Origin of the sequence: Nonomuraea aridisoli (assembly GCF_003236395.1) — a bacterium.
GTDB classification, from domain to species: Bacteria; Actinomycetota; Actinomycetes; order Streptosporangiales; family Streptosporangiaceae; genus Nonomuraea; species Nonomuraea aridisoli.
The window spans coordinates 1-12233 of sequence record NZ_POUD01000274.1 but is presented as its reverse complement, the minus strand read 5'-3'; the positions used below and the strand labels follow the sequence as shown (position 1 = coordinate 12233).

General features: G+C 71.6%; 13 protein-coding genes. 5 read left to right on the top strand and 8 right to left on the bottom strand.

Going from position 1 to position 12233, the window contains the following annotated elements:
• Positions 1 to 23 precede the first annotated feature (23 nt).
• From ureG to C1J01_RS39545, 5 genes are read right to left on the bottom strand one after another with little or no spacing between them, the layout of a single operon-like run.
• Positions 24 to 728 carry an urease accessory protein UreG gene (gene ureG, locus C1J01_RS39565; RefSeq protein WP_235854965.1) on the bottom strand — a complete coding sequence of 235 codons (705 nt, stop codon included), beginning with the start codon at positions 726 to 728 and terminating at the stop codon, positions 24 to 26.
• A gap of 27 nt (positions 729 to 755) precedes the next feature.
• Positions 756 to 1475: an urease accessory protein UreF gene (locus C1J01_RS39560; protein ID WP_111184141.1), complete on the bottom strand. Its 720-nt coding sequence runs from the start codon at positions 1473 to 1475 to the stop codon at positions 756 to 758.
• 40 nt (positions 1476 to 1515) lie between these two features.
• The gene (locus C1J01_RS39555) at positions 1516 to 3222 is read right to left on the bottom strand and encodes an urease subunit alpha (RefSeq protein ID WP_111184139.1); all 1707 of its coding nucleotides are present in this window, start codon (positions 3220 to 3222) and stop codon (positions 1516 to 1518) included.
• Positions 3215 to 3526: an urease subunit beta gene (locus C1J01_RS39550; RefSeq protein ID WP_111184137.1), complete on the bottom strand. Its 312-nt coding sequence runs from the start codon at positions 3524 to 3526 to the stop codon at positions 3215 to 3217. Before C1J01_RS39550 ends, C1J01_RS39555 begins: the two co-directional genes overlap by 8 nt.
• A complete protein-coding gene (locus C1J01_RS39545; protein WP_080041930.1) occupies positions 3523 to 3825 on the bottom strand; it encodes an urease subunit gamma in 303 nt (100 codons plus the stop codon). Before C1J01_RS39545 ends, C1J01_RS39550 begins: the two co-directional genes overlap by 4 nt.
• Before the next feature lie 200 nt (positions 3826 to 4025).
• On the opposite strand from C1J01_RS39545, the gene urtA reads away from it, so the two are divergent.
• The 5 genes from urtA to urtE all read left to right on the top strand — a co-directional run bounded on the left by urtA (position 4026) and on the right by urtE (position 8736).
• Complete coding sequence (gene urtA, locus C1J01_RS39540; protein ID WP_438943176.1) at positions 4026 to 5231, top strand: urea ABC transporter substrate-binding protein; 1206 nt, start codon at positions 4026 to 4028, stop codon at positions 5229 to 5231.
• Entirely contained in the window at positions 5231 to 6079 is an 849-nt protein-coding gene (gene urtB / locus C1J01_RS39535) for an urea ABC transporter permease subunit UrtB (protein ID WP_111184145.1), read from the top strand. The genes urtA and urtB overlap by 1 nt, the downstream gene beginning before the upstream one ends.
• Positions 6076 to 7107 carry an urea ABC transporter permease subunit UrtC gene (gene urtC / locus C1J01_RS39530; protein ID WP_111184135.1) on the top strand — a complete coding sequence of 344 codons (1032 nt, stop codon included), beginning with the start codon at positions 6076 to 6078 and terminating at the stop codon, positions 7105 to 7107. Before urtB ends, urtC begins: the two co-directional genes overlap by 4 nt.
• Entirely contained in the window at positions 7091 to 7840 is a 750-nt protein-coding gene (urtD, locus tag C1J01_RS39525; RefSeq protein ID WP_111184133.1) for an urea ABC transporter ATP-binding protein UrtD, read from the top strand. The genes urtC and urtD overlap by 17 nt, the downstream gene beginning before the upstream one ends.
• 206 nt (positions 7841 to 8046) lie before the next feature.
• Complete coding sequence (urtE, locus tag C1J01_RS39520; protein ID WP_111184131.1) at positions 8047 to 8736, top strand: urea ABC transporter ATP-binding subunit UrtE; 690 nt, start codon at positions 8047 to 8049, stop codon at positions 8734 to 8736.
• A gap of 21 nt (positions 8737 to 8757) precedes the next feature.
• Here the strand turns inward: urtE and C1J01_RS39515 are convergent, their stop codons facing one another.
• The 3 genes from C1J01_RS39515 to C1J01_RS39505 all read right to left on the bottom strand — a co-directional run bounded on the left by C1J01_RS39515 (position 8758) and on the right by C1J01_RS39505 (position 12148).
• Positions 8758 to 9468: a Mut7-C RNAse domain-containing protein gene (locus tag C1J01_RS39515; protein ID WP_268958786.1), complete on the bottom strand. Its 711-nt coding sequence runs from the start codon at positions 9466 to 9468 to the stop codon at positions 8758 to 8760.
• 81 nt (positions 9469 to 9549) lie between these two features.
• Positions 9550 to 10863 (bottom strand): MFS transporter, encoded by a 1314-nt coding sequence (locus C1J01_RS39510; protein WP_181449218.1) that lies wholly within the window; start codon positions 10861 to 10863, stop codon positions 9550 to 9552.
• Positions 10864 to 10969: 106 nt separating this feature from the next.
• Positions 10970 to 12148 (bottom strand): glycoside hydrolase family 6 protein, encoded by a 1179-nt coding sequence (locus C1J01_RS39505; RefSeq protein ID WP_111184125.1) that lies wholly within the window; start codon positions 12146 to 12148, stop codon positions 10970 to 10972.
• Positions 12149 to 12233 lie beyond the last annotated feature (85 nt).

Here is a 12233-nt window from a genome sequence, read left to right as displayed (position 1 = left end):
CGGTACGAACTCACGTGTTTCTCCTATTGACAGGTGCTGAGCCGGGCGCAGGCGACGAAGTGCCCGGGTTCGGGCTCGGCGAGCACTCCGGTGCCGCCGTGCAGGTGGTAGGCGCAGGTGTCCACGGCCGTGGGGTCCTGCCGGATGGAGGTGAACAGGACCGGACGCTCCCCGCGTACGGCGTTCGCGTCGCGGGCCATCACGTCGAGGTCGGCGCCCACGAGCGGCGCCAGGTCGGTCTTGTTGACGACCAGCAGGTCCGACGTGGTGACGCCGGGGCCGCCCTTGCGGGGCACCTTGTCGCCGCCCGAGACGTCCAGCACGAAGATCTGCCGGTCGGCCAGGCCCCGGCTGAACGTGGCCGTCAGGTTGTCGCCGCCGCTTTCCACGATCACCAGGTCCAGGGGGCCGAAGCGGTGTTCCAGGGTCTCCACGGCGTCGAGGTTCGCGGCGATGTCGTCGCGGATGGCGGTGTGCGGGCAGCAGCCGGTCTCGACGGCGAGGATGCGCTCCTCGTCCAGGACGCCCGCCCGGCGCAGGAAGTCGGCGTCCTCGGTGGTGTAGATGTCGTTCGTCACCACGCCGAGGGACAGCGTGGGGCCGAGGGTCCGGCACAGGGCGGCGACCAGGGCGGTCTTGCCGCTGCCGACCGGCCCGCCCACCCCTAGCCGCAGCGCCCGGCCGCGTCCGTCGGGGGCGTGGTGGTGGTCGTCGTGATTGGCGCCCATGGTGAGGTGTCCTTCCTTGCGGAGCGTTCAGGAGACGAAGAGCCGGACGGCGGCCTGCGCGTGTTGTTCGGCGATCAGGTCGAGGGCGGGGGCCGAGCCCGCGGGCAGCGCCTCCCAGTGGGGAGGGCCGGCGGTGGCGAGGCGGGCCCGGGCGGCGACGGCGGCGAGGTCGGGGGCGAGGTCGGCCAGCAGCCCGTGCACGGCCACGGGGTCGAGGCCGAGGAGTCGAACCGCCGCCGTGGCGGGTCCGCTGACGGCGTGATAGGCCGCCGCCAGCGCGGCCTCCTCGGGCGTGGCCCCGGCCGCGTGCGCCGCCACCCCGAGCGCGATCGGATGATGCGGGCTCGGTACGGCCCGCGCCAGCCCGTCGAGCGCCGGCGACGGCCACACGCGGCGGGCGACCCGGAGCAGCAGGCGGCCCTGCGTCCTCGAGGCCTCCCGCTGCGCGGGAGACGCGGTCCTGGCGTCCACCTCGGCGTCGAGCGCCACCCACGGACGTGAATGCGCGCCGGCCTCGGCGTCGAGCGTCGCCCCCGGACGTGAATGAGTGTCGGCCTCGGCGCAGGCGGCGGCGGTCAGGGCGGCGGTGGCCGTGCCGGTCGTGTGCAGGCGTCCGCGCAGGAACGCCGCCAGCGACGGCACGTCGCCGACCGCCCCCGAGGCGATGGCGCGTTCGGCGCCGCCCGAGTGGGCGTGGCCGCCGGCCGGCAGGCGGGAGTCGGTGAGCAGGAGCAGCGCCGGGTTCATCCGGGCGAGCCCGCCGAGGGAAGTCCGTGCATGAAGCTCCTCAGAACAGGAAGTAGCGCTGGGTCATGGGCAAGGTGGCGGCGGGGGAGGGCTCGATGAGGTCGCCGTCGATACGCACCTCGAACGTGTCGGGCGCCACCTCGATCCGGGGCAGCGCGTCGTTGAGCGGCATGGACGACTTGCCGCGCCGCCGAACGTCGGCCACCGGGACGAGCCGGCGGCGCACGGCCAGCCGGTCGGCGAGGCCCGACTCCAGGGCGAGGGGCGCGACGAAGTGCAGCGAGGTCGCCGCGGCCGTCACGGGTGAGGCGCCGAACATGGGCCGGGGCAGCACCGGCTGGGGCGTCGGGATGGAGGCGTTGGCGTCGCCCATCTGCGCCCAGGCCACCACGCCGCCCTTGAGCACGAGGTCGGGCTTGACCCCGAAGAACGCCGGGTCCCACAGGACGAGGTCGGCGAGCTTGCCGCGTTCGACGGAGCCGACCTCGGCGTCCAGGCCGTGCGCGATGGCCGGGCAGATGGTGTATTTCGCGATGTAGCGCCGGGCCCGCAGGTTGTCCGCCGGCCCGCCCAGCGAGCCTCGCCGGGCCTTCATGACGTGCGCGGTCTGCCACGTACGGATGATCGTCTCGCCGATGCGCCCCATGGCCTGGGAGTCGGAGCCGATCATCGAGATCGCCCCCATGTCGTGCAGCACGTCCTCGGCGGCCATCGTGGTCGGCCGGATCCGCGACTCGGCGAAGGCGAGGTCCTCGGGGATCGAGGGGTTGAGGTGGTGGCACACCATGAGCATGTCGAGGTGCTCGTCGAGCGTGTTGACGGTGTGCGGCCTGGTCGGGTTGGTGGACGACGGCAGCACGTTCGCGTACGCGGCCACGCGGATGATGTCGGGCGCGTGCCCGCCGCCTGCCCCTTCGGTGTGGTACGCGTGGATCGTCCGGTCGCCGATGGCGTTGAGCGTCGACTCGACGAAGCCGGCCTCGTTCAGGGTGTCGGTGTGCAGGGTGACCTGCACGCCGGAGGCGTCGGCCACGGTGAGGCAGGCGTCGATGGCGGCCGGGGTCGAGCCCCAGTCCTCGTGGAGTTTGAAGCCGGAGGCGCCGGCGCGCAGTTGTTCGAGCAGGCCCTCGGAGCTGACGGTGTTGCCCTTGCCGAGCAGCGCGAAGTTGAGCGGGTAGGCGTCGAGCGACTCCAGCATGCGGCCGAGGTACCAGGTGCCGGTGACGGTCGTGGCCTTGGTGCCCTCGACGGGGCCGGTGCCGCCGCCGACGATCGTGGTGACGCCCGACGCGATCGCCTCGTCGAGGAGCTGCGGGCAGATCAGGTGGACGTGGGAGTCGACGGCCCCGGCGGTGAGGATCTTGCCGTTGCCCGCGAGCACCTCGGTGGACGGGCCGATGACGAGGTCGACGCCGTCCATCGTGTCGGGGTTGCCGGCCTTGCCGATGGCGTGGACGCGCCCGTCGCGGATGCCGACGTCGGCCTTGACCACTCCCCAGTGGTCGAGGATCACGGCGCCGGTGATGACCAGGTCGGCGGCGCCCTCGGCGCGGGTGGCGCGGGCCTGACCCATGGACTCGCGGATCACCTTGCCGCCGCCGAACACGGCCTCGTCGCCGGCCCCGGCCGGGCCCATCGACAGGTCGTCGGTGACCTCGATCCACAGGTCGGTGTCGGCCAGGCGGACGCGGTCGCCGGTCGTGGGGCCGTAGAGGGCGGCGTAGCGGGCGCGGGAGATGTCAGTCATCGAGAGGCCCCGCCCACTCCGGCCGCAGGCCGGGGACGACCCGATCCCCGGTGATCGGCACCAGGGACACGTCGCGTTCGACGCCCGGCTCGAAGCGGATCGCGGTGCCGGCCGGCACGTCGAGCCGCATGCCCCAGGCGGCCTTCCGGTCGAACTCCAGGCCGGGATTGGCGGCGGCGAAGTGGTAGTGGGAGCCCACCTGCACCGGCCGGTCGGCCGTATTGACCACGCGTACGGTCACCCGCTCCCGCCCCGGGTTGAGCTCGATCGTCCCCTCGGGGTGCGCGTACTCCCCGGGGATCACGGGATGGGCCTGTGGACGGTGACGAGCTTCGTGCCGTCGGGGAACGTCGCCTCGATCTGCACGCTCTCCAGCATCTCCGGGACACCCTCCATGACGTCGGCCCGGCCGAGCACCGACCGTCCGGCCTCCATCAGGTCGGCGACGCTGCGCCCGTCTCTGGCGCCCTCCATGAGGAACGACGCGATGATGGCGGTAGCCTCGGGGTGGTTGAGGCGCAGGCCCCTGGCCTGGCGCTCCCGCGCCACCCCGGCGGCGACGTGGATGAGCAGCCGCTCCTGCTCGTGTGAGGTAAGCCGCATGGCCGGACCATAGGAACCGGCCGTTTCCACGCTGTTGCCGGGTGATGTCGTGTCGGTTTCACAGGGCGAAGAATCCCGACATGACGGAATAAGTGCCCTTGTGAAAGTTTGGCAATGGCCAATTAACGTTCGGGATCTTCCGGGGTAATGTCGCGGAGTCACCTTTCTGGCAGAACTCGTCAGCCAGGAAGGGACCGGCTGTGCGCATCTCCCGTCCGATTCTGTCCGCATTGCTCGTCATGGCCTTGGCGGCCTGCGGATCCGACGCAGAAACCGCCGCCTCGTCCAACGAGATCAAGGTCGGTCTGCTCCATTCTCTCAGCGGCACGATGGCGATCAGCGAGGTCACCGTACGCGACGCCGAACTGCTGGCCATCGAAGAGATCAACAACGCCGGCGGCGTGCTGGGCAAGAAGATCGTCCCCGTCGTCGAGGACGGCGCCTCCGACTGGCCCACGTTCGCCGAGAAGGCCACCAAGCTCGTCAGGCAGGACAAGGTCGCCGCCGTCTTCGGCGGCTGGACCTCGGCCAGCCGTAAGGCGATGCTGCCGGTCTTCGAGCGCTACAAGGCGCTGCTGTGGTACCCGGTGCAGTACGAGGGCCTGGAGAGCTCGCCGTACATCTTCTACACCGGCGCCACCACCAACCAGCAGATCATCCCGGGCCTCGACTACCTGAAGGAGCAGGGCAGGAACCGGATCTTCCTGGTCGGCAGCGACTACGTCTTCCCGCGCACCGCCAACAAGATCATCAAAGCGTACGCGGCGGCGAACGGGATGGAGATCCTCGGCGAGGAGTACACCCCGCTCGGCCACACCGAATACTCCACGCTGGTCAACAAGGTCATGCAGGCCGAGCCGGACGCCGTCTTCAACACCCTGAACGGCGACTCCAACGTGGCGTTCTTCAAACAGCTCAAGAGCGCGGGCGCCACGGCCGAGAGCATGCCGGTGTTGTCGGTCAGCATCGCCGAGGAGGAGGTCACCGGCATCGGCGTGGAGAACATCGCCGGCCACCCCGTCGCCTGGAACTACTACCAGACCACCGAGACCCCGGCCAACGAGGCGTTCGTCAAGGCGTTCAAGGCCAAGTACGGGCAGAACAAGGTCACCTCCGACCCCATGCAGGCCGGCTACAACGCCGTCCACCTGTGGGCCGAAGCGGTCAAGAAGGCCGGTACCACCGAGGTCGAGGCGGTCAAGAAGGCCGCGCCGGGCATCGCGCTCGACCGGCCCGAGGGCAAGGTCACCATCGACGGCGACAACCAGCACATGTACAAGACCGCCCGCATCGGCATCATCCAGCCGGACGGCCTCATCGAGCAGGTGTGGGACTCCGGTGAGCCGATCAAGCCGGACCCGTACCTCGAGGGCTACCCGTGGGCGGCCGGGCTGGCGGGCCAGTGATGACGGCCTTCCTCAACCAGCTCCCCATCGGGTTGTCGATCGGGGCGGTGCTGATGCTGATCGCGCTCGGGCTGACGTTCACGTTCGGCCAGATGGGCGTGATCAACATGGCGCACGGCGAGTTCATCATGGCCGGGGCCTACACCGCGTTCCTGCTGCAGGACATGGTGCTGGCGCTGCCGGCGGCGTTCCTGGTCGCCGGCGTCATGGGGCTGATCCTGGAACGCTCGGCGATCCGGCACTTCTACGGCAGGCCGCTCGACACGCTGCTGCTCACCTGGGGCGTCAGCCTGGTGCTGCAGCAACTGGCCCGCGACCTGTTCGGCGCGCCGAACGTGCAGGTGCCCGCCCCCGCCTGGCTGTCGGGCGGGGTGGGCATCCTGCCCTACAACCGGCTGTTCATCATGGGCCTGGCCGTGGCCGGCGTGGTGGCCGTCTGGCTCTACCTGACGCGTACGGGGCTCGGCCGCAGGACGCAGGCCGTGGTGCAGAACCGGCAGCTCGCCGCCACCAGCGGCATCGACACCGGCCGGGTGGACATGCTGACGTTCTTCATCGGCTCCGGCCTGGCCGGTGTGGCGGGGGTGGCGCTCACCCTCATCGGGCCGGTCGGGCCCGCGCTCGGCACGTACTACATCGTGGACGCCTTCCTCGTCGTCGTGGCGGGCGGGCTGGGGCAACTGCGTGGGGCGGTGCTCGCCGCGCTCGGGCTCGGGCTGCTCAACTCCTACGCCGAGTTCTGGTCGGACGCCTCACTGGCCAAGGTGATCGTGCTGGCCGCCGTCATCGCGTTCCTCCAGGTACGGCCGCAGGGGCTGTTCGTGCTCAGGTCGAGGGTGCTCACATGATCAGACGACACCTGCCCTTCGCGGCCGTGGCGGTGGTCGCGCTGGTCGCCGCGCCGCTGCTGCTGGAGCCGTTCCGGCTGGGGCTGCTGGCCAAGTACCTGTGCTACGCGATCGTCGCGCTCGGCATCGGGCTGGCCTGGGGCAAGGGCGGCATGCTCACCCTCGGCCAGGGCGTCTTCTTCGGGCTCGGCGGCTACTCCATGGCGATGTACCTCAAGCTCACCGAGGCCGAGGGCGGGCTGCCCGACTTCATGGTGTGGAGCGGGGTGGAGGAGCTGCCCGCCCTGTGGGTGCCGTTCGCCAACCCGGTCTTCGCCATGTCCATGGCGGTGCTCGGGCCGGTGATCCTGGCGGTGGTGCTCGGCACGCTGGTCTTCCGCCAGCGCGTACGGGGGGCGTACTTCGCGATCCTCACCCAGGCGCTGGCCGCCGCCATGGTGATCCTGCTCGTCGGCCAGCAGGGGCTGACCGGCGGCACCAACGGCATGACGAACTTCTTCGAGCTGTTCGGCCAGGACCTCGCCGAGGACTCCACGCAGCGCGGCCTCTACCTGGTGGTGGCGGGCGTGCTCGGCGTGCTCTACCTCGGCACCCGCCAGCTGGTGAACAGCCGGTACGGCCGCCTGCTCGTCGCCGTGCGCGACGGCGAGGACCGGGTGCGGTTCCTCGGCTACGACCCCGCCCTGGTCAAGACGGTCACGTTCGCCGCCTCGGCGGGCATGGCGGGCCTCGCCGGGGCGCTGTTCGTGCCGGTCGTCGGGATCATCTCGCCGGCGCTGCTCGGCGTCGTGCCCTCGCTGGAGCTGGTCGTCGCCGTGGCCGTGGGCGGGCGGCACGTGCTGGCCGGGGCCGTGCTCGGCGCCGTCGTCATGGGGTACGCCAAGACCGCGTTCAGCGAGCAGTTCGCCGACGGCTGGCTCTACCTGCAAGGAGCCCTGTTCATCCTGGTCATGACGCTGGCCTCCAAGGGCATCGCAGGAGTCGCGCAAACCGTGGCAGGGAGGCTGCGCAGTGCTCGAGCTACGTGACGTACAGGTGGTGTTCGACGGGTTCCGCGCGCTCGACGGCGTGAATCTGACCGTGCCGGAGGGGGAGCTGCGCTTCCTCATCGGCCCGAACGGCGCGGGCAAGACCACACTGATCGACGTGGTCACCGGGCTGACCCGGCCGGCGGCGGGCAACGTCCGGTTCGCCGGTCAGGACCTGGTGGGCAGGAAGGAGCACCAGATCGTCCGGCTCGGGGTCGGGCGGACGTTCCAGACGTCGGTGGTGTTCGAGGAGCTCACCGTCGTCGAGAACCTCGACCTGGCCGCCAGCTTCCGCAAACCGCTGTGGGCACTGACCCGGCGGCGCAGGGGCGTCTCCGAGGCCGTCGCGGACGCCCTGGCCAGGACGGGCCTCGAAGCGCTCGCCGACCGGCCGGCCGGCGTGCTCTCCCACGGCCAGCGCCAGTGGCTGGAGATCGGGATGCTGCTCGCGCAGCGGCCCAGGCTGCTGCTCCTGGACGAGCCGGTGGCGGGCATGTCCAAGGACGAGCGGGAGCGCACCGGGGAGCTGCTGACGGCGATCGCCGCGGACCACACGGTGGTCGTGGTCGAGCACGACATGGACTTCCTGCGGCGGCACGCCTCGACGGTGACCGTGCTGCACGAGGGCCGGGTGCTCGTCGAGGGGTCGGTGGACGAGGTCAGCGCCGACCCCAGGGTGCAGGAGGTCTACCTGGGCAGGAGAGCGGACGACGCGGTCGGGGAGCGGTCGTGAACGTTTCGCAATGGCCCATTGACGTCGCGGCGGTTCCCCCGCAACGTCGCCGAGTCACCTTTCTCGCAGAACCGGTCAGCCAGGAAGGAACCGCCTGTGCGCATCTCCGGTGACCGCCATCAGACGTTCAGCGGGCGTTCGCTCCCCGGGGCGGCGCCGGTGACCCGCGACCGGCATGCTGCCGGGTCAGGAGAGGAGGCCGGGCGATGCTGTCGGTGAAAGGACTCGAGTCGGGGTACGGGCGCGCCCGCGTCCTGTTCGGGGTGTCGCTGGAGGTGGGCCCCGGGCAGCTCGTGTGCGTCATGGGGCGCAACGGCGTCGGCAAGACCACGCTGCTCAACACCGTCATGGGGGTGCTGCCCGCGACCGCGGGCACGGTGACGTTCGACGGCGCCGACGTCACCCGCCTCAAGCCCCACGAGCGCGTACGCCTCGGCATGGGCTACGTCCCCCAGGGCCACCAGTGTTTCCCGCAGCTGTCGGTGCTGGGCAACCTGCTGGTGACCGTGGAGGCCGCCAAGCAGCCGAAGGAGGCCATCGACGAGGCCCTCGACCTCTTCCCGGCGCTGCGGCCGCTGCTCAAGCGGAGCGCCGGGCACCTGTCGGGCGGCCAGCAGCAGCAGCTCGCGATGGCCCGCGCCCTGGTGACCAGGCCCCGGATGCTCATCCTCGACGAGCCGACCGAGGGCATCCAGCCGTCGATCATCCTGGAGATCGAGGCCGCCATCGAACGCCTGCACACCGCCGGGCTGCCGGTGCTGCTCGTGGAGCAGTACCTCGACATCGCGCTGCGGCTGGCCGACACGTTCGTCATCCTCGACGGCGGCCACGTCGTACGCACCGGCGCGGCCGAGGACCTGCACCAGGAGGACGTCCGCAAGCTCCTGGCCGTCTAGGCGCCGCTCCAGGAGCGCGGCCTAGGCGGTGCTCCAGGCGCGGGCCGTACGGATGATCTCCTCCAGGTGGTCGCTGTGCGCTCCGTGCCAGTAGACCTGGCCGCACTCGCGGCAGCGGCCGTAGGCGTCGTACGTGCGGCTCGTGCCCGCCTGCAGCAGGGGCTCGACCTCGTCCTTCGGCACCGGCTCCAGCTCGCCGTTGCAGGCCGTGCAGCGCGTCCACGGCCGCAGCGGCGGCGCGAAGCGCTCCAGCAGGTCGCGCAGCTGGTCGGCGGGGTCGGAGCCGCGCACGTACGCGCCCAGCCACAGCGCGCGGCGGCGCAGCAGGCCGCGGTCCTGCGTCAGCAGCACCCGCCGTTCCTCGTTGGCCTGCACCACCAGCGACGGGTCGTCCATGTCGTTGTGGTAGGCGGCGTCGATGCCGAGCAGCCGCAGCCGCCGCGCCAGCGTGCCGAGATGCACGTCGAGCAGGAACCGCGGCTCCTGCGGCAGCTGCTGGGGACGCGGCACCGGGTGGACCTCAGCCACGTCGCCGTCGGCCAGCTGGCAGGACGGCGGCACGCCGCGTCCGTTGACCACGAGCGGGCCCACCTCGGTCAGGGGGACGCCGAGCGACTCGACGTGGTGGCCCAGCGTCGAGGTGCCGTCGGGGGTCACCTCCTGCCACTCCTGGCGGCGGCTCACGGGCAGGAACATCCTCAGTTCGGGGTCGATGCGCAGGCGTGCGGTCACGTGTCCATTCTGTGGCACCCGACACCGTGACTTCATTCCCATATCCACCGCGCCGCAGGCGGTCGGCGGAACCCGCAGGCGTCAGACGCGGGCCGTCACCGCGTCGCCCGACGCCTGCTCGGCCCGCGACAGGGCGGCGTCCCTGGTCTCGCGCATGGTGAGGTACACCACGAGCGAGACGGCGGCGCAGCCGGAGACGTACCAGAAGAAGCCCGACTCGACGCCGGCGTCCTTGAACCACAGGGCGACGTACTCGGCGGTGCCGCCGAAGAGGGCGTTCGCGATCGCGTACGGCAGCGCCACGCCGAGCGCGCGCACGTTCGTCGGGAACAGCTCGGCCTTCACCACCGCGTTGATCGAGGTGTAGCCGGTGATGAGGACGAGGCCGGCCAGCGACAGCACCAGCCCGCCGGCGAACCCGCTCACCCCGCCGAGCGCCGTCATGAGCGGCACCGTGCCCACCATCGACCCGATCCCGAACGTGATCAGCAGCGGCCGCCGCCCGATCCGGTCCGACAACGCCCCCGCCAGTGGCTGCAGGCACATGAAGACGAACAGCGCGCAGAAGCTCACCAGCGTCGCCGTCTCCTTGGCCAGCCCGGCGGTGTTCGACAGGTATTTGGTGAGGTACGTCGTGTACGTGTAGTACGCGACCGTGCCGCCCATCGTCAGTGCGATGACCAGCAGCGCCTCCTTCCGGTGGGCGAGCAGCTCCTTGATCGTGCCGCGCCCCGCGCCCGTCGTGGCGCGCTCCTCCTCGTCGTACGCCTCCGTCTCCAGCAGGCTGCGGCGCAGGTAGAACACGACCGCGGCCCCCACCGCGCCCACCACGAACGGGATGCGCCAGCCGTAGGAGTTCAGCGCCTCGGCCGACATCATGTTCTGCAGCACGATCTGCAGGCCGAGGCCGACGAGCTGGCCGGCGGTCATGGAGACGTACTGGAAGCTGGAGGCGAAGCCGCGCCGGCCGCGCGGGGTGGCCTCGGTGAGGTACGTCGCGCTGGCCGCGTACTCGCCGCCGACCGACAGGCCCTGCAGCAGGCGCGCGACCACGAGCACGAGCGCGCCGAAGTAGCCGACGGCGTCGTACGTCGGGGCGATCGCGATCAGCAGGGCGCTGGCCGACATGAGCGTGACGGTGAGCGTGAGCGCCGCCTTGCGGCCCTTCCTGTCGGCGTAACGGCCGAGCAGCCAGCCGCCGAGCGGGCGCATGAAGAAGCCCACGGCGAAGATGGCGGCGGTGTTGAGCAGCTTCGCCGTGTCGTCGCCCTCGGGGAAGAACGCCGCGGCGAAGTAGACGGCGAAGCTGCTGTAGACGAACCAGTCGTACCACTCGACCAGATTGCCGACGGAGCCGCCGATCACGGCCTTCCACGGCACCCGCGCTTTGCTCACGAAGAACCTCCCGACGGAGTGAAGATGCAGGTCACAGACTTACCCCGGGAGGTCGTCCGGGCAAGGCAGGCCGCCGGAGATCTACCGTTCGCTTGACCAGGCCGCGTCAGCGCAGCGGCGGAACGGCGTTCCGCGCCCGCTCCAGGGCCAGCTCCGCCCACCACTCGCCGGCCGGCGGCGACTCCACGCCGCGCTCGGGGTCGCGCTCGCCGTCCGTGCCCCGCCTGCACCGGCCGCCGGACGTGCCCGGCCGTGCGATCCACAGGTACGCGTCCACCAGCTCCTCACCCGTCTCCGTCGTGGGCCGCTCGCCCACGCCCCGGCCGGGCGGATTGCACCACACCTGCGGGTCCGCGTACCGCTTGTCCGGCCGCCAGGAGCCGCGGCCGTTCCTGGCGGTGTCGACCACGAAGTGCGGCATGGCCGCGGGGTCCACCTGGACGTCCGCCGGGCAGCCCGTCCGGCCGGTCGCCCGCCGCGCGGCGATGCAGGCGGACAGCGCCTTGCCGTACGCGACGGTCCTGTCGGTGTCCTGGAAGGCGGCGGTGTTGAGGAAGAAGCCGTCAGTCTCCTCGATCCCCGCGCCGATCAGCCGCTCGGCCATGAGCTCGGTGCCCGGCCAGTCGGCCTGGCTGCCGTCGAGGTAGACGGCCGTCGCGGGGTTGGACTTGAGCGTGCGCACGGCCCGGCGCAGGTCGTCGTAGCGCTGCTGGGCCGAGCCGCCTGGGTCGCATGCCGCCGTGCCGGGCAGGTTGACCAGGCTGGACGGCGCCAGGACGACCACCGCCGCGGCCGGGCCGATCTGGCGGGCCACGCCCGTGATCCACTCCTGGTACGCCTCCCTGTCGGTGGGCGTGGCCGGTCGGCAGTCGCCGCCGGGCAGGTGATTGACCAGGAACACCGGGACGCCGCCCGCCTGGCGGGCCTCCGCGAGCCGCTGCGCCACCTCCGGCCTGGCGTCCGTCTGGTCGAGGCGGATGGCGTGGGGGACGGCGGCCAGGCGGCGCATCAGCTCGGCGTCGTCCGGGCGTTCGTCCTGCCACAGCTCCGCCTGGCGGCTCGCCCCCGGCTCCGGCGGGGCGTAGAACGTGACGGGCCCCTCGGCTCTCAGCGGGTTGCCCGCGGTGGCGGCCCGCCGGGGCGGCTCGCCGTCGTCCGCCGCCGAGCTCGCCGCACCGGTGGGGGCACTGGTGGCGGCGCTGGTCGGGGCGCTTTCGTCCCGCCACGCGAGAGCGGCCGACACACCCGCGGCCGCGACGAGAACGGCGGCGGCCCCGGCCAGCATCTTCCGCCGCCCACCTCCAAGCCGCCCCGCTGGAGTTTGCGCGGTGGGGCTGGAGGATGGTCCCGCTGGGGTGGGGTTGTTGAGG

Excerpts from the sequence above, each read along its gene's own strand:
- ureG (WP_235854965.1), bottom strand. The coding sequence starts at position 728 with ATGGGCGCCAATCACGACGACCACCACCACGCCCCCGACGGACGCGGC.
- C1J01_RS39560 (WP_111184141.1), bottom strand. The coding sequence starts at position 1,475 with ATGAACCCGGCGCTGCTCCTGCTCACCGACTCCCGCCTGCCGGCCGGC.
- C1J01_RS39555 (WP_111184139.1), bottom strand. The coding sequence starts at position 3,222 with ATGACTGACATCTCCCGCGCCCGCTACGCCGCCCTCTACGGCCCCACG.
- C1J01_RS39545 (WP_080041930.1), bottom strand. The coding sequence starts at position 3,825 with ATGCGGCTTACCTCACACGAGCAGGAGCGGCTGCTCATCCACGTCGCC.
- urtB (WP_111184145.1), top strand. The coding sequence starts at position 5,231 with ATGACGGCCTTCCTCAACCAGCTCCCCATCGGGTTGTCGATCGGGGCG.
- urtC (WP_111184135.1), top strand. The coding sequence starts at position 6,076 with ATGATCAGACGACACCTGCCCTTCGCGGCCGTGGCGGTGGTCGCGCTG.
- urtE (WP_111184131.1), top strand. The coding sequence starts at position 8,047 with ATGCTGTCGGTGAAAGGACTCGAGTCGGGGTACGGGCGCGCCCGCGTC.
- C1J01_RS39505 (WP_111184125.1), bottom strand. The coding sequence starts at position 12,148 with ATGCTGGCCGGGGCCGCCGCCGTTCTCGTCGCGGCCGCGGGTGTGTCG.